Below are 14531 nucleotides of genomic sequence, written 5' to 3'. Positions count from 1 at the left end.
CCCCTCGGTCGCGCGGGTTTTTCTTTAGGCCTGCGCTGTCATCAATTCGCGGCCGATCAGCATGCGGCGGATTTCGCTGGTGCCTGCGCCGATCTCCATCAGCTTGGCATCACGGAAAATCCGACCAACCGGGTTGTCGCTCAGGTAGCCGGCGCCGCCCATGGCCTGTACCGCCTGATGCGCCTGGGTCATCGCCACTTCCGAGGCATAAAGACAGCAGGCCGCGGCATCCTGACGGGTGATCCGGCCATTGTCGCAGGCCTTGGCGCATTCATAGACGTAAGCCCGCGCCGAGTTCATCGCCGTATACATGTCGGCAATTTTGCCCTGCATCAGTTGGAAGTTGCCAATCGACTGACCAAACTGCTTGCGCTCAACCATGTAAGGCATGATCTCGTCCAGACAGGCAGCAATGATCCCGGTGCCGATCCCTGCCAGCACTACACGCTCATAATCCAGCCCCGACATCAGAACCGCGACACCGCGACCTTCTTCGCCAAGAACGTTCTCAAACGGCACCTCGACATCTTCAAAGATCAGCTCGGCCGTGTTCGACCCGCGCATGCCCAGCTTGTCAAAGTGGGGTGACGTCGAAAAACCCTTCATCTCTTTCTCAACGATGAACGCTGTGATCCCGCGGGGGCCCGCATCCATGTCGGTCTTGGCATAAACCACCAGTGTGTCGGCATCCGGCCCATTGGTGATCCAGTATTTGTTGCCATTGAGCACAAAGCGGTCATTCTTTTTGTCGGCCCGCAGCTTCATCGACACCACATCCGACCCCGCAGACGGCTCCGACATGGCCAGGGCACCCACATGCTCACCCGAAATCAAACCCGGCAGGTATTTCTGTTTTTGCTCTTCTGAGCCGTTCAGCTTGATCTGATTCACGCAGAGGTTCGAATGCGCGCCATACGACAGCGACACCGAGGCACTAGCGCGTGCAATTTCTTCGACCGCGATGACATGCGCCAAATAGGACATCCCTGCCCCGCCGTATTCCTCGGGCGTGGTGATGCCCAACAGGCCCAGATCACCGAACTCTTTCCACAACTCGTTCGGGAATTCGTTTTTTGCGTCAACCTCAGCCGCCATTGGCTTGATCCGCTCTTGCGCAAAACGATGCACCATCTCGCGCATGGCATTGACGTCTTCACCCAGATCAAACTCCATCGTGTGCATGAACATCGCTCGGTCTCCCCCGTTATTGAACGCTTGTTCATATAACTAGGCGAATTGCGATCACCGATCAAGAATTTTCCCGGCTCCCGTATTTTTACGGCAGGTCGAAGACCTAATTTCACGAGATAGACAAAGCTTTTGTTCTTGCACGGATGCCCCAGCTAGCGCGTCGTTCTCTAAGACGGCTTTGCAAAATCATCGGAGCTCGTTTTTCACAAAACGATACAAAGCCCCTGCGGGCTTTGTACAAAACGGTCAATTCAGCAGATATTGGTGCGTTACGCACCCTGCCAGACGGCGCTGACCTCGGCTCGGATGATCCGCGCAATCAACGCGCAGTCTTCCAGCGAAAAGGTTAATGGCAGCCGCATGTCGACAATGCCCTTCAGAACCCGGTCACTGGCGGGCATGGGCTCGGATGGGGCATAGAGCCACGAATCATAGCGCGAGGTGAACCCGGCAGGTTCCGCCCCCCCAAACCACTTCAATTCAACCCCGCGTGCCAGACAGCGGTGGATCACATCGTTCACCTTGTCTTCGCTCCAATCAAGCAACAGGAACTGGATGGACGAGCCGACATAACTCTCTTGGTCAGGGCGTTCGACAACGGTCAGCCCCGGCGTGCCCCGCAATCCGTCTTCGACAACGCGGTAGCGATCATTCCAACGTGCGCATTGGGTGTCCAGATCACGCAGTTGCGGCCTCAGGATCGCTGCCCGCAGATGGTCCATGCGCCCGGAAATATTGGGGGTGACGTATTTCACGTCCTCAAATGCCTCGACCGGAGGCCGCGCGAGATGCCGTTCATAGAGCATGTAGGACCCCGACAGCATAATCGCCCGCGCCATCAGCGCGTCATCATCCGAGATCAGCAAACCGCCCTCGCCCGAGTTCACATGTTTGTAGGTCTGGGTCGAATAGGCGGCCATTACGCCCTGCCGTCCGGACAGAACTCCGCTCCAGCGCGCGCCCATGGTATGGGCACAATCCTCAATGACTTTTAGCCCTTGCGCGTCACAAATCTCAACCAGCCGGTCCATATCGCACAGATGCCCGCGCATATGGCTCAGCATCAACACATCGGCCTGATCCGCTTTGGCCGCCAGATCTTCAAGGTCGATCACCAAGTCTTCGGTGACCCCAACAAAGACCGGAACCGCGCCCACACTGGCAATTGCGCCCGGCACCGGAGCCAGCGTAAAGGCATTGGTCAGCACCTTGTCGCCGGGTTTCACATCTAACGCGCGCAGGGCCGTGGCCAGAGCATAACCGCCCGAGGCAACCGCCAGACAGTATTTTGCCCCCATTTGGGCGGCAAAATCCTGCTCTAGCAGCGCAACTTCGCCCGCTTCGCCTTCGGCAACATTATAGCGGTGCAACCGCCCTGAGTTCAGAACTTCCAGCGCGGCGGTGATCCCCTCTTCGGGGATGGCTTCCTGCTGGGTGAAACTGCCTGTGAATCTGTCTGTCATGGGCGCAGCTTTGTCTGGCTTACCGCGCCTCGTCAACGGCCAGTTTTGCCCGTTTGGCCCATAGAACTGGCCTAAAATGTCGCGAACAGACCGCACGGCCCCTTTGCCCTTGTTAGGCTTGGGACAAGGAGAAGCCCATGACAAACCCGATTGATTTCATTCATGCCATGACCTGGGAAGACCTTGATCCGGCGTTGCAGAAACAGACCGAACTCGCCCTCCTCGACCTGATCGGGATCGCTGCCGCGGGCATAAAAACAAGGTCTTCTGCCAACACACGCGAGCTTGCCCACGAGGAATTTGGAGGCCCCATCCCGATGCTGTTCGACGGGCGCTCTGCCTCGGCCTCTGGGGCTGCTTTGGCGGCGGGCATCACCATCGACTCCATCGATGGACACGACGGATTCAACCCCGCCAAAGGCCACATCGGCGCCCCCCTTTTCCCCGCTACCCTCATGATCGGACACGCTGAGAACACCTCAGGAAAGTCATTTTTAGAAACGATTGCAATGGGTTACGAATTCGGCGCCCGGGTTAGCATTGCCCAACACGGCACCTGTCCCGACTACCACACCTCGGGCAGTTGGGGCGCGGTCGTGGCCGCAGCAGCCGGCGCGCGCCTGATGGGTTTGAACCGTGAGGCCACCCGCCACGCCCTCGGAATCGCCGAATACCACGGCCCCCGCAGCCAGATGATGCGGTGCATCGACCACCCCACAATGCTAAAGGACGGTGCCGGTTGGGGCAGCATGTGCGGGGTCTCCGCCGTGCGCCTTGCGGCCAAAGGATTCAGCGGCGCGCCCGCCATCACCGTAGAGGAAGCACCCGAATTCTGGGCCAATCTCGGTGCCCGCTGGTACGGGCTTGAACAATACTACAAACCCTATCCCGTCTGTCGCTGGGCCCAAGCCCCGATCGAAGGCGCCCTGAACTTGCAGCGTAAAAATGACGTAAACCATTCAGATATAGCGAAAATTGAGGTTCATACATTTCACGAATCCGTGCGTCTTGCCATGAAGCGCCCGGCCGAGGGCGACGCCGCGCAGTATTCGACGTCTTTTCCTGTGGCCGTCGCGCTTAAACACGGCGATGTGGCGCCGGAGCATCTTGTTGACGACGCGCTGAACGATCCGGATGTCCTGCGCCTGTCTGACGCGATGGAAATGATCGAGGACGACCACGCCAACCAAAACTTTCCAGCCAAGCGTTTTGCACGTGTCACACTGATCCTGACCGACGGCACAAAGCTGGAAGGAAACTGGATCGAACCACGGTGGGATCACACTGCACCACCATCCGAAGCCGAGTTGCGCGGCAAATTCCGCAAAATGGCCGAACCTGTTTTAGGAAAATCGCATGCTGACGCTATTGAGGACGCACTGGCGTCCCTTGTCGACACTCCGTTGTCAGCTTTGAGCGATCAGTTGTTGCGCCCGATCAGCGCCTGAACCACCGCTGGCAGGTCTGCATAGTCATGCAGCAAAGCTTCTGGCTTAAGTGCGGCCATATCTTCACCACTGGGGCCAAAGGTCACCAAAACCGAAGGTACGCCAGCATTGCGCGCGGTTTCGCGATCCGTTGTGCTGTCACCAATCAGAACCGTTTTTTCTGGATCACCCCCCAACCGCCGGGCCGTTTCAAACAAAGGCTCAGGGTCTGGCTTTCGAACAGGCAATGTATCGGCGCCGATCAATGCACCAAAGGCATCCCGCACCCCCAGCGATACCATGAGCGCCTCGGCAAGCGCTTCGGGTTTGTTGGTGCAGATACCCACACCATAGCCCTGTGCACTCAGGGTCGCGACAGCCTCCATCGCTCCGGGATACATGACTGTATGATGGTCCAGCGCGGCGCCATAAGCTTCTAACAACATGGGATAATACTGCTCGACCAATGTCTGATCCATGCGTCCCAACCGGGTTAATCCAAGCGTCAGCATCGCCTTGCCACCGCGCAAAGCCGTGCCAGCATCCGTCTCAGCCAGCAGCACATCGCCCTCGCCCATTTCGCGAAAACAGGCATTGGCTGCAGCCAGCAAATCACGGCTGGTATCGGCAAGAGTTCCATCAAGATCAAAGACAACCGTTCGCATTTTGCCCCCTTGAATGGCACATTTCCGCCCATCGCTGTTACACGCCGTAACGCCTTTTGATGGGCTCCGGCCTTGCGCCGATAGTGTGAACGGATAAAACGGACGCAGCTGAAATACAAAGAGAAAACACATGAGCACAGCCCTCGTCATCCTCGCCGCAGGCAAAGGCACCCGGATGAATTCGGACCAGCCCAAGGTTCTGCACCAGATTGCTGGCGCGCCAATGCTGGTGCACGCCATGCGCTCGGCAGAGGCGCTGGAGCCATCTCGGACCATCGTTGTCGCAGGCCACGGCCTTGTCGATGTTCAGGCGGCTGTTGCCGACTACGCCCCCGACGTCGAGGTGGTTGAGCAGGCCGAGCAAAAGGGGACCGCCCACGCTGTCGACGCAGCGCGGGAGGCCTTGGCTGGGTTCCAAGGCGATGTCATTGTGTTGTTCGGCGACACCCCATTTGTGCGCGCCGAAACGCTACAGAACATGGTTGCGGCGCGGGCAGATCATGCCGTCGTGGTGTTGGGGTTCGAGGCCGCAGATCCGGGCAAGTATGGACGCCTGATCATGAATGGAGATCAGCTCGACGCTATTGTTGAGTTCGCCGATGCCTCAGATGAAGAACGCGCAGTAACTTTCTGTAATAGCGGTGTAATGCTTTCCGAAAAGTCCGCATTATTTGAGATGATCGACGCCATCGAGGCTGAGAATGCCCAGGAGGAATACTATCTCACGGATGTCGTCAGCATTGCACGCAGCCGTGGTCTTTCAGTGACCGCTGTGGCCTGTGATGAGAGCGAAACGCTCGGTATCAACTCGCGTGCACATCTTGCCCAGGCCGAAGCGATTTTCCAGACCCGCGCCCGTACCGAATTGATGGACATGGGAGTCACGCTGCAACAGCCCGAAACAGTCATGCTGTCTTTTGATACGGTGATAGGTCGCGACACGGTGATTGAACCCAATGTGTTTTTCGGACCCGATGTCACCATCGAAAGCGGCGTGCATATCCGCGCGTTTAGCCACCTCGAAGGCTGCCACGTTTCACGCGGGGCCGTGGTTGGCCCCTATGCCCGCCTGCGCCCCGGCGCGGAGTTAGCTGAAGACGTTCGGATCGGCAATTTCGTCGAAGTGAAAAACGCAGCCCTAGATACAGGCGCCAAGGTCAATCATCTGAGTTACATCGGCGATGCCACCGTGGGGGCGGCAACAAACATCGGCGCGGGCACAATCACCTGCAACTATGACGGTGTGATGAAGCACCAAACCACGATTGGGGCTAACGCGTTTATCGGATCCAACACCATGCTAGTCGCGCCCGTTTCGGTGGGCAATAACGCCATGACGGGCAGCGGCTCTGTGATCACCAAAGACGTCGACGCCAATGCTTTGGCCATAGCACGCGCCGCGCAGGTCAATAAACTCGGCCTAGCTAGCAAATTGTTCGAATTATTAAAAATGAAAAAGAAAAACCGTTATCAGGAGGCAAAATAATGTGCGGTATTGTAGGGGTCCTCGGAAACCACGAAGCAGCGCCAATCCTTGTTGAAGCGCTAAAAAGGCTTGAGTATCGCGGCTATGACAGCGCCGGGATCGCCACGGTCTACAAAGGCGCGCTCGACAGACGCCGCGCGGTTGGCAAACTGGTGAATCTCAGCGATTTGCTGGTCCACGATCCCTTGCTTGGCAAGTCTGGCATCGGACACACACGCTGGGCCACCCATGGCGCCCCCTCGATCGACAACGCCCATCCGCACAAAGCTGGTCCCGTTGCCGTAGTCCACAATGGCATTATCGAGAACTTCCGGGAACTGCGCGCTGAATTGGCCGAGGCAGGTATTCAGTTCCTCACTGAAACCGACACTGAGACCGTCGTCCTGATGACTCAACGGTTTATGGACGAAGGCCTGTCCCCTGTAGATGCAGCTCGCCAAACCCTGACACGTCTGGACGGGGCTTTTGCACTGGCGTTCCTGTTCAAAGGCGAAGAGGACCTGATTGTTGCGGCGCGCAAGGGATCACCTCTGGCCATTGGACACGGTGACGGTGAGATGTTTGTCGGATCTGACGCCATTGCACTGGCGCCGCTCACCGATCGCATCACCTATCTTGAAGAGGGCGACAGCGCCGTCCTGACTCGTAACTCATTGGAAATTCGAAATGAATCCGGTGAGATCGCCAATCGTGAAATTCGCGAAATCCGTCTGGACCAGGCCCGCGTTGATAAAGGCGGACATAAACATTTTATGGCCAAAGAGATCGCTGAACAGCCTACAGTGATCGGCGAGGCTGTTCGACACTATTTGGCAAACGACGGCGCTTCGGTGTTCCTGCCCAATCCGGGGTTGGATTTCACCAAGATTGAACGCCTGACAATGGTCGCATGTGGCACAGCTTATTATGCCTGCGTCACCGCGAAATACTGGTTTGAACAGCTTGCAGGCATCCCGGTTGAGGTCGATGTCGCGTCTGAATTCCGCTACCGCGAGCCGCCGATTTCCAAAGGTACGGCAGCCGTTTTTGTCAGCCAATCCGGAGAAACCGCAGACACATTGGCGGCGCTACGCTATTGCGAAGGCAAGGCAGATCAGATCGTTTCAGTGGTCAATGTGCCGGAAAGTTCCATCGCGCGTGAGAGCGATCTTGTGTTGCCAATTCTTGCCGGAACCGAGATTGGCGTGGCCTCGACCAAGGCGTTCACCTGCCAGTTGACTGTTCTCTTGATGATGGCGCTGAAAGCCGCCACAGACCGCGGCAGGATGAGCCCAGAAGATGTTCAGGAGAAGTTGTCAGCCCTGCGCACATTGCCCGGAATTCTGAATGCAGGCCTCGAGCGTGAAGGAGAGCTGAGGGCTGTATCTCGCAAGCTGGCCGAAGCCCGCGACATTCTGTTTTTGGGGCGCGGCGTCATGTACCCCCTCGCCTTAGAAGGTGCTTTAAAACTAAAAGAGATCAGCTATATACACGCCGAAGCTTATGCGTCTGGAGAACTAAAACACGGCCCCATTGCCTTGATCGACAAGCATGTGCCTGTCGTCGTGCTCGCCCCGCGTGACAGCCTGTTCGACAAGACTGTCAGCAACATGCAAGAAGTGATGGCCCGCAATGGCAAAGTTCTATTGATCACGGATTCCGAAGGGGCTTCTGAGGGCAGCGAAGGCGTCTGGGACAAGGTGGTGATGCCGTCCATTGATCCGGTTCTGAGCCCGATCCTATACGCGATCCCCGCTCAGCTTTTGGCCTATCATACGGCCGTTGCGAAAGGCACGGATGTCGATCAACCACGCAATCTGGCGAAATCCGTAACGGTTGAGTAATTCACCCAGACAGGCGATGCTATCAAGCACCGGATCACCCGCGCGCTGCATTGGTCTTCGGCACAGAACTCAAGTGGACCATACACATGACACTGGAAGACGCCCTTGCCCAACTTCGCGCCGCTGCGGAGCCGGGTCGTTCCGATCAAAAGGCCAATTACCACAAACAGACGCGCCCGGTCATCGGTGTACCAAACCCGGACATCAATGACCTGACCAAAACCTGGCGGAACGCGCTGAGCGTCCCTGAACGAGTCACATTGGCTGACGAGTTGTGGAAGACAGACATCTTTGAGGCCCGCATTGCGGCCGGAAAGTTGCTAACCCAAGCCCGCATTCGTCCCGACGACGAGGTTTGGGCACTCATCCAATCCTGGGTGCCTCAGTTTGACAGCTGGGCGATTGCCGATCACGCCTGTACTGCTGGCCAAAAACGTCTGATTGCGGACCCTTCCCGTGTGGACGCCGTTGAGGCGTGGACGACGTCAGACCATATGTGGACACGGCGGGCGGCCCTCGTGACCACCCTGCCCTGGACCAAGCAAAACCATCCCAAACCTTTGGATTTGGAAATACGAGACAGGGTTCTGGGCTGGGCGGCGGGCTATGTCGATGATCCCGAGTGGTTCATTCAGAAAGCTGTGGCTTGGTGGTTGCGTGAGTTGTCGAAGCATGACGGACCGCGCGTCATCGCGTTTCTCAAGCAATACGGCGACCGGATGAAGCCCTTTGCCCAGAAAGAGGCCACGAAGCACTTTGCAAAACTCGGCCTAGAGCGCTGACACCGCAACCTCGGCCAGATCGGTCAACGGAATGCCCAGAGCTTGCATGGCATGCAGAGAAATGCGCGACCCGGCCCCGGCCTCTCCGTCGATCGGTATGAGATCAACATCGACGCTCTTGCCACCGTAAACCAGACGTCCCTTGGTCTGTGTCGAAACCAATGGCGTCTTAAGCCACAAACCCTGCTCGGACGGGGTGCCCAGCGACACGATGGTGACACCAAGCGGGCCAGAGGCCTCCACGCTAACCTGCTGATCTGAAACAACAACACTCTCAGGGCGAGCTTGGGGACGCGGGCTGTCACCTGTCCAAGTGTAGGGATCAGTTTCACCCGAACTCGCTGCGGGCTTGGACGTGATGTTCGCGCATGCGGACACCGAAACACCAACCACTGCGCTGATCGCTATCAGATTGCCTCGCATCCGCCCTTGCCCCTTAATGTCCAACGAACTACCTATAGCTCATGACTGCTCCCTTGATCGACCCGTTCCAGCGCACTGTCAATTACCTGCGCGTCTCCGTCACCGACCGGTGTGACTTTCGCTGCGTCTATTGCATGTCGGAAAACATGACCTTTCTACCCAAGAAAGAGCTTTTGACGCTGGAAGAACTGGATCGAATGTGCTCGACCTTTGTGCGTTTGGGCGTTCAAAAGCTGCGCATCACGGGCGGAGAACCGCTGGTTCGTCGGGACATCATGACGTTTTTTGAAGCGATGGGCCACCATCTGGAAAGCGGTGATCTGCAGGAACTGACACTGACGACCAATGGCTCGCAACTCGAACGGTTTGCAGATCAGCTTTATGCCTGTGGTGTGCGCCGGGTGAATATCTCGCTCGATACGATTGACGAGGCCAAGTTTGCTGAAATCACCCGTTGGGGCCGCCTGCCCCAAGTCATGCGTGGCATTGATGCGGCCCAAAAGGCCGGGTTGCGGGTCAAGATCAACGCCGTAGCGCTCAAAGGGTTCAACGAAGACGAGATGATCGCGATCACCGAATGGTGCGCAAGCCGCGATATGGACCTGACTTGGATCGAAGTGATGCCGATGGGCGATCTGGGCAACGAGGATCGGCTGGATCAATACTGGCCGCTTAAAGACCTGCGCACCAGTTTGGCGGAGCACTACACGCTGACGGATCTGGCGGAGCGCACCGGCGGGCCTGCACGCTACGTGCGACTTGAGGAAACCGGTCAGAAAATCGGCTTTATCACACCTCTGACGCACAATTTTTGTGAAAGCTGCAACCGCGTGCGGCTGACCTGTACCGGGCAGCTCTACATGTGCCTTGGTCAAGAGGATATGGCTGATCTGCGCGAGCCCTTACGTGCCAGCGCGCAAGGCGAAGGGTTGCTGGAAGATGCCATTCGCGCCGCGATTAAGCTGAAACCCCGCGGGCATGACTTTGACTATTCCCGTCATCAGGTCGATGGCCAGATGTCGCGCCACATGAGCCACACAGGCGGCTGATCTCCCAGCGCCGTTGACACGACTTACCGAACCTCGAACCTACGAAAAAAGGGCTACGCATGATGCGCAGCCCTTTTTTACCTTAGAAAGCCCGCCAGATCAGGCCGCAGGCATCCGTTGTTCAACGATTTCGGCCCACCAGCTGCAGCCGGCCGGGATCGCTTCGTCGTTAAAGTTGTACTCTGGGTGGTGAACCATCGCGGTGTCACCGTTGCCAACCAGGATGTATGCGCCGGGGCGCTCTTCCAGCATAAACGCAAAGTCTTCACCGCCCATCACTAGGGGCGCGTCTTCACAGGCGCCACTGACGGATTTGGCGACCTCAACGGCAAAGTCTGTTTGCTCTTCACTATTCACCATGACCGGATAGCCGCGATGATAATCGACTGCGACCGAACCGCCGAAAGTGGCTGCAACGCCGGTGCAAACCTCTTTGATGCGGGTCTCTGCCAGATCGCGCATGGCGTGGCTCATGGTGCGCACAGTGCCCTTGAGGTGCACTTTCTGCGGGATCACGTTGAAAGCTTTGGATGAGGTTTCAAACGAGGTGACCGAGACCACGATCTGATCAACCGGGTCAGCATTGCGGCTGGCAATAGTTTGCAAGGCGAGAACGGCCTGCGCTGTCATCACCGTTGTGTCCACCGTTTCCTGTGGCTTGGCAGCATGGCCACCTTTGCCTTCGAACTCGATGTCGAAGGTGTCTGTGGCCGCGAAAAAGGCGCCCGGACGGATGGCAAAGGATCCAACCGGTTTGCCCGGCCAGTTGTGCATGCCGTAGACCTCTTGGATGTTCCAGCGGTCCATCATGCCATCGTCACACATCTCTTTGCCGCCACCGCCGCCCTCTTCGGCTGGCTGGAAGATCACCACAACCGTGCCATCAAAGTTGCGGGTCTCGGACAGGTACTTGGCCGCGCCCAACAGCATCGCAGTATGACCATCATGGCCGCAGGCATGCATCGCGCCATCGGTCTTTGAAGCATAGCCCAACCCGGTGGCCTCATGGATCGGCAGCGCGTCCATGTCAGCGCGCAAGCCAATCACCTTGCCCGACGTGTCCGACTTGCCCTTGATGACGCCAACAACGCCGGTGCGACCGATGCCGGTGACAATCTCGTCACAACCGAACTCTTTCAGTTTCTCCGCGACCAGCGCCGAGGTGCGGTGGGTTTCAAACAGGATTTCCGGATGGGCATGGATATCGCGGCGCCATTCAGTGATTTCTGCCTGAAGTTCGGCAAATCGGTTCTTTACGGGCATTTGGGTTTCGCTCCTTTAACTCAGTCCATCGCCATACGGCGCTCGACCAATTCCGCAAACCAGCTGGACCCAGCCGGGATTGCGTCATCATCAAATTGATACTCGGGGTGGTGGCACATCATCGTGTCGCCATTGCCCATGAAGATATAGGCTCCGGGGCGCTCTTCAAGCATGAAAGCAAAATCTTCGGCAGGCATGATTGGATCGGTGTTCACGTCAACGTTCTCGACCCCGACAACCGCCGCGGCGGCCTCAATGGCGTATTGCGTTTCCTTGTCGTGGTTAACGGTTACGGGATAGCCATCCTCCCATGTCACCTCAGCCGTAGCACCGAAGGCTGAGGCGGTGTCCTCTGCAACGCGGCGGATGCGTTCTTCGGCCAAGGCGCGGTTTTCCGTATCCAATGTACGAACCGTGCCTTTCATACGGACCCGGTGTGCAATCACGTTCGAGGCCACACTGTCGGTCTCAAACGTGCCCACTGTAACCACGACACGGTGCACAGGATTAATCGTGCGCGCAACAATGGACTGCAACGAAACAACGATCTGCGCGGCAACCAGCGTGGTGTCGATCGCTTCATGTGGTGCAGCGGCGTGACCGCCTTTGCCCGTCACCGTGATTTCAAATTCGTCAGCCGAAGCCAAAAGCGCGCCAGGTCGGATGGCGAACTGTCCTACAGGAGTCCCGGGCATATTGTGCAAGCCATAAACCTCTTGGATGTTCCAACGGTCCATCATGCCGTCGTCGCACATGACTTTGCCGCCGCCGCCACCTTCTTCGGCGGGCTGAAAGATCAAAACGGCCGTGCCGTCGAAATTGCGTGTCTCGGACAGATATTTAGCCGCGCCCAAAAGGATCGAGGTATGCCCGTCGTGACCGCAGGCGTGCATCTTCCCGTCAATCTTGGACGCATAATCCAACCCCGTCGCCTCGTGAATCGGCAAGGCATCCATATCCGCGCGCAAGCCAATCACTTTTCCCTTGGTATCCTGACGCCCCTTGATGACCGCGACGACACCGGTTCTGCCAATGCCCGGGGTGATCTCGTCAACGCCGAATTCTTTCAGGCGGTCCTGAACGAAAGCCGCTGTTTCATGCACGTCGAACATCAATTCCGGAGTTTCGTGCAAGTGGCGGCGCCATCCTGTGACTTCATCATGCATTTCTGCAATGCTGTTTTTGACTGGCATCGGAGTTTCCCTTTAAATTTGCAAAACCTACAGATCAGGCCCCAAGCTGAGCTTTGATCCGTCCGTAAAGCGATTGAACCGGAAGCGCGTGAGATCATGCCCCACATCACCGCCGGTGACCATATCCGCCATGATCCGACCAAAGCCCGGGCCGATCCCAAAGCCGTGGCCACACATGCCCGTACAAATCGACAGACCCTCAATCGGGGCACGGTCTACGACTGGAACGATGTCGGGCATTGAGTCGATCATCCCCGCCCACGTCGCGGTGATATTGACCGAACCGACACCGGGCAGCAGAGCTTCAAAGCGTTTGCGAATGTCCTCGACCTTACCCGCATTGGGTTTGGGGTCGAGAATGCGCATCCGCTCAAACGGGGTTTCAGCCCCCCCGCCCCAATGACGGGCCGTGGTCCAGCCATCCGGATACCCCGCAGGCGCTTTGGGCAAATAGGTGCGGCCGCGAAAGTCGCGTTTCAGTTGCGGCAGGTAGTGGCCCAGATGCCGGAACGCATCCCAGCCAACAAACATCTCGTGAAACCCCGCCGCGGCCAACGTATAGCCTCCGTCCGAGCGGCGGCGAAACGCCAGTTTGCGATCCACGGCCCCTCCGGCATGTACCAACGGCAATTCGTTCGTGGCCGCGACCGTCGCCTTGACCGACAATTGCGGGATTTTGACGCCCTCGTTTCGCAGGAACAATGACGACCATGCCCCCCCCGCCACGATAACCTCGGGCGCTGCGATCGTACCCTGTTCCGTGACCACGCCACTGACGCGTCCGCCGTGTCGATCAAGGATACGCGCGGCACAGTTTTCCACAAAAACCGCGCCATGTCGCACGGCGGCACGCGCAATCGCCGGCACCGCCAGCCAAGGTTCGGCCTTCATGTCAGACGGCGTGTGCAGACCACCGAGGTATTTGTGATCGGCCATTCCTGGGATTAGGGTGTTCAACTCAGACACTGACAAGACACGACTGTCGACACCGGTCGGGGCTGCATCCCGCACCCAGGCCTCATACCGCTCCATTTCGGCGGCATCTTCGGCGAAATAGGTTAACCCGCAGCGCTCAAGCTCAATGTTTTCATCAAGGTCGGCTCCAATCTCACCCCAAAGCTGGTTGGCCTCGTTGGCGATGGGCAATTCGTCAAGGTCGCGCCCTTGTTGCCGTATCCAACCCCAATTTCGCGAAGACTGCTCGCCCGCAATGCGCCCTTTTTCCAGAAGCACCGGGCGCAGGCCCCTTTTGGCAAGGAAATAGGCTGTGCAAACGCCAATCACGCCGCCGCCGATGATGACAACATCCGCCGCAGGCGGGAGTGGCCCTTGGTGCTCAACTGCGTTGGCTATGGTGATCGGAAATCCCGGCATGACTCCTCAGGCGTACTTGTCGCCCACCTCTTCACGCAATGGGTGGGTGTCGTAATAGATGGTCATACACAAGATCCGATCTTGTTCGTCAAAAGCGTAGTGATCGACCCCCTCAAAAGTCACATCACTCCCATCCTTCAAGGTCCAGTCGTACCGGAACCGAGCCGCTGAAGTGCGTCCATCAACACCATGAAGGATGTCCAGTACAGTCAGGAAACTCCCGTTGGACGCCTCGCTCAGCTTGGCAAAAAACTGATCCGCTTTCATTACGCCGAGAAAGGGCGATACGACTTCACCATCAGGGTGAAACAGGGAAACGATGGCAGCCGTGTCGCCGTCGGTCAGAGCCTGGAAATAGCGTTTCAGGATGGCGGTACGTGTTTGGGACATGG

The 14531-nt window shown here is 57.6% G+C and carries 13 protein-coding genes; 5 read left to right on the top strand and 8 right to left on the bottom strand.

The genetic code is table 11. The annotated features are described in order from the left end of the window. Window positions 1–24 precede the first annotated feature (24 nt). Window positions 25–1188: an isovaleryl-CoA dehydrogenase gene (locus tag Q0932_RS04430; RefSeq protein WP_299350037.1), complete on the bottom strand. Its 1164-nt coding sequence runs from the start codon at window positions 1186–1188 to the stop codon at window positions 25–27. Between the two features lie 272 nt (window positions 1189–1460). Beyond that, window positions 1461–2654, bottom strand: coding sequence for an aminotransferase class I/II-fold pyridoxal phosphate-dependent enzyme (locus Q0932_RS04425; RefSeq protein WP_299350036.1), 1194 nt, complete (start codon window positions 2652–2654; stop codon window positions 1461–1463). A gap of 137 nt (window positions 2655–2791) precedes the next feature. Here Q0932_RS04425 and Q0932_RS04420 point away from each other — a divergent pair, with 137 nt between their 5' ends. Beyond that, window positions 2792–4102, top strand: a complete 1311-nt coding sequence (locus tag Q0932_RS04420) for an MmgE/PrpD family protein (protein WP_299350034.1) — start codon at window positions 2792–2794, stop codon at window positions 4100–4102. Here the strand turns inward: Q0932_RS04420 and Q0932_RS04415 are convergent. After that, the gene (locus Q0932_RS04415) at window positions 4075–4746 is read right to left on the bottom strand and encodes an HAD-IA family hydrolase (RefSeq protein ID WP_299350032.1); all 672 of its coding nucleotides are present in this window, start codon (window positions 4744–4746) and stop codon (window positions 4075–4077) included. The genes Q0932_RS04420 and Q0932_RS04415 overlap by 28 nt on opposite strands. Before the next feature lie 130 nt (window positions 4747–4876). On the opposite strand from Q0932_RS04415, the gene glmU reads away from it, so the two are divergent. The 3 genes from glmU (at window position 4877) to Q0932_RS04400 (ending at window position 8837) form a co-directional block, all read left to right on the top strand. Next, entirely contained in the window at window positions 4877–6232 is a 1356-nt protein-coding gene (gene glmU / locus Q0932_RS04410; protein ID WP_299350030.1) for a bifunctional UDP-N-acetylglucosamine diphosphorylase/glucosamine-1-phosphate N-acetyltransferase GlmU, read from the top strand. Next, window positions 6232–8055: a glutamine--fructose-6-phosphate transaminase (isomerizing) gene (glmS, locus tag Q0932_RS04405; RefSeq protein WP_299350029.1), complete on the top strand. Its 1824-nt coding sequence runs from the start codon at window positions 6232–6234 to the stop codon at window positions 8053–8055. The genes glmU and glmS overlap by 1 nt, the downstream gene beginning before the upstream one ends. A gap of 86 nt (window positions 8056–8141) precedes the next feature. Then, entirely contained in the window at window positions 8142–8837 is a 696-nt protein-coding gene (locus Q0932_RS04400) for a DNA alkylation repair protein (protein ID WP_299350028.1), read from the top strand. Here the strand turns inward: Q0932_RS04400 and Q0932_RS04395 are convergent. Beyond that, window positions 8826–9260: a D-galactarate dehydratase gene (locus Q0932_RS04395; protein ID WP_299350027.1), complete on the bottom strand. Its 435-nt coding sequence runs from the start codon at window positions 9258–9260 to the stop codon at window positions 8826–8828. The two genes, Q0932_RS04400 and Q0932_RS04395, sit on opposite strands and share 12 nt — an antisense overlap. Before the next feature lie 41 nt (window positions 9261–9301). On the opposite strand from Q0932_RS04395, the gene moaA reads away from it, so the two are divergent. Next, window positions 9302–10309: a GTP 3',8-cyclase MoaA gene (gene moaA / locus Q0932_RS04390; RefSeq protein WP_299350025.1), complete on the top strand. Its 1008-nt coding sequence runs from the start codon at window positions 9302–9304 to the stop codon at window positions 10307–10309. A gap of 99 nt (window positions 10310–10408) precedes the next feature. On the opposite strand, the gene Q0932_RS04385 is transcribed toward moaA, so the two are convergent. Genes Q0932_RS04385 through Q0932_RS04370 form a run of 4 tightly spaced genes read right to left on the bottom strand, consistent with a single transcriptional unit; the run spans window position 10409 to window position 14529 of the window. Next, window positions 10409–11572 carry a M20 aminoacylase family protein gene (locus Q0932_RS04385; protein ID WP_299350023.1) on the bottom strand — a complete coding sequence of 388 codons (1164 nt, stop codon included), beginning with the start codon at window positions 11570–11572 and terminating at the stop codon, window positions 10409–10411. Window positions 11573–11592: 20 nt separating this feature from the next. Next, window positions 11593–12765 carry a M20 aminoacylase family protein gene (locus Q0932_RS04380; protein ID WP_299350021.1) on the bottom strand — a complete coding sequence of 391 codons (1173 nt, stop codon included), beginning with the start codon at window positions 12763–12765 and terminating at the stop codon, window positions 11593–11595. Between the two features lie 27 nt (window positions 12766–12792). Then, window positions 12793–14139 (bottom strand): FAD-binding oxidoreductase, encoded by a 1347-nt coding sequence (locus Q0932_RS04375; protein ID WP_299350020.1) that lies wholly within the window; start codon window positions 14137–14139, stop codon window positions 12793–12795. A gap of 6 nt (window positions 14140–14145) precedes the next feature. Next, window positions 14146–14529 (bottom strand): nuclear transport factor 2 family protein, encoded by a 384-nt coding sequence (locus tag Q0932_RS04370; RefSeq protein WP_299350018.1) that lies wholly within the window; start codon window positions 14527–14529, stop codon window positions 14146–14148. Between the last annotated feature and the right edge of the window lie 2 nt (window positions 14530–14531).

The organism is uncultured Shimia sp. (assembly GCF_947498095.1).
Lineage (GTDB): Bacteria > Pseudomonadota > Alphaproteobacteria > Rhodobacterales > Rhodobacteraceae > Shimia.
The sequence above is the reverse complement of the archived record's forward strand: the minus strand, read 5'-3'. Positions and strand labels throughout refer to the sequence as shown.

Bases quoted from the DNA above. Each gene is read 5' to 3' on its own strand.
- Q0932_RS04400 (WP_299350028.1), top strand. From the start codon at position 8,142: ATGACACTGGAAGACGCCCTTGCCCAACTTCGCGCCGCTGCGGAGCCG.
- Q0932_RS04430 (WP_299350037.1), bottom strand. From the start codon at position 1,188: ATGTTCATGCACACGATGGAGTTTGATCTGGGTGAAGACGTCAATGCC.
- glmS (WP_299350029.1), top strand. From the start codon at position 6,232: ATGTGCGGTATTGTAGGGGTCCTCGGAAACCACGAAGCAGCGCCAATC.
- Q0932_RS04380 (WP_299350021.1), bottom strand. From the start codon at position 12,765: ATGCCAGTCAAAAACAGCATTGCAGAAATGCATGATGAAGTCACAGGA.
- Q0932_RS04420 (WP_299350034.1), top strand. From the start codon at position 2,792: ATGACAAACCCGATTGATTTCATTCATGCCATGACCTGGGAAGACCTT.
- Q0932_RS04415 (WP_299350032.1), bottom strand. From the start codon at position 4,746: ATGCGAACGGTTGTCTTTGATCTTGATGGAACTCTTGCCGATACCAGC.
- Q0932_RS04370 (WP_299350018.1), bottom strand. From the start codon at position 14,529: ATGTCCCAAACACGTACCGCCATCCTGAAACGCTATTTCCAGGCTCTG.
- Q0932_RS04385 (WP_299350023.1), bottom strand. From the start codon at position 11,572: ATGCCCGTAAAGAACCGATTTGCCGAACTTCAGGCAGAAATCACTGAA.
- Q0932_RS04425 (WP_299350036.1), bottom strand. From the start codon at position 2,654: ATGACAGACAGATTCACAGGCAGTTTCACCCAGCAGGAAGCCATCCCC.
- glmU (WP_299350030.1), top strand. From the start codon at position 4,877: ATGAGCACAGCCCTCGTCATCCTCGCCGCAGGCAAAGGCACCCGGATG.
- Q0932_RS04375 (WP_299350020.1), bottom strand. From the start codon at position 14,139: ATGCCGGGATTTCCGATCACCATAGCCAACGCAGTTGAGCACCAAGGG.
- Q0932_RS04395 (WP_299350027.1), bottom strand. From the start codon at position 9,260: ATGCGAGGCAATCTGATAGCGATCAGCGCAGTGGTTGGTGTTTCGGTG.
- moaA (WP_299350025.1), top strand. From the start codon at position 9,302: ATGACTGCTCCCTTGATCGACCCGTTCCAGCGCACTGTCAATTACCTG.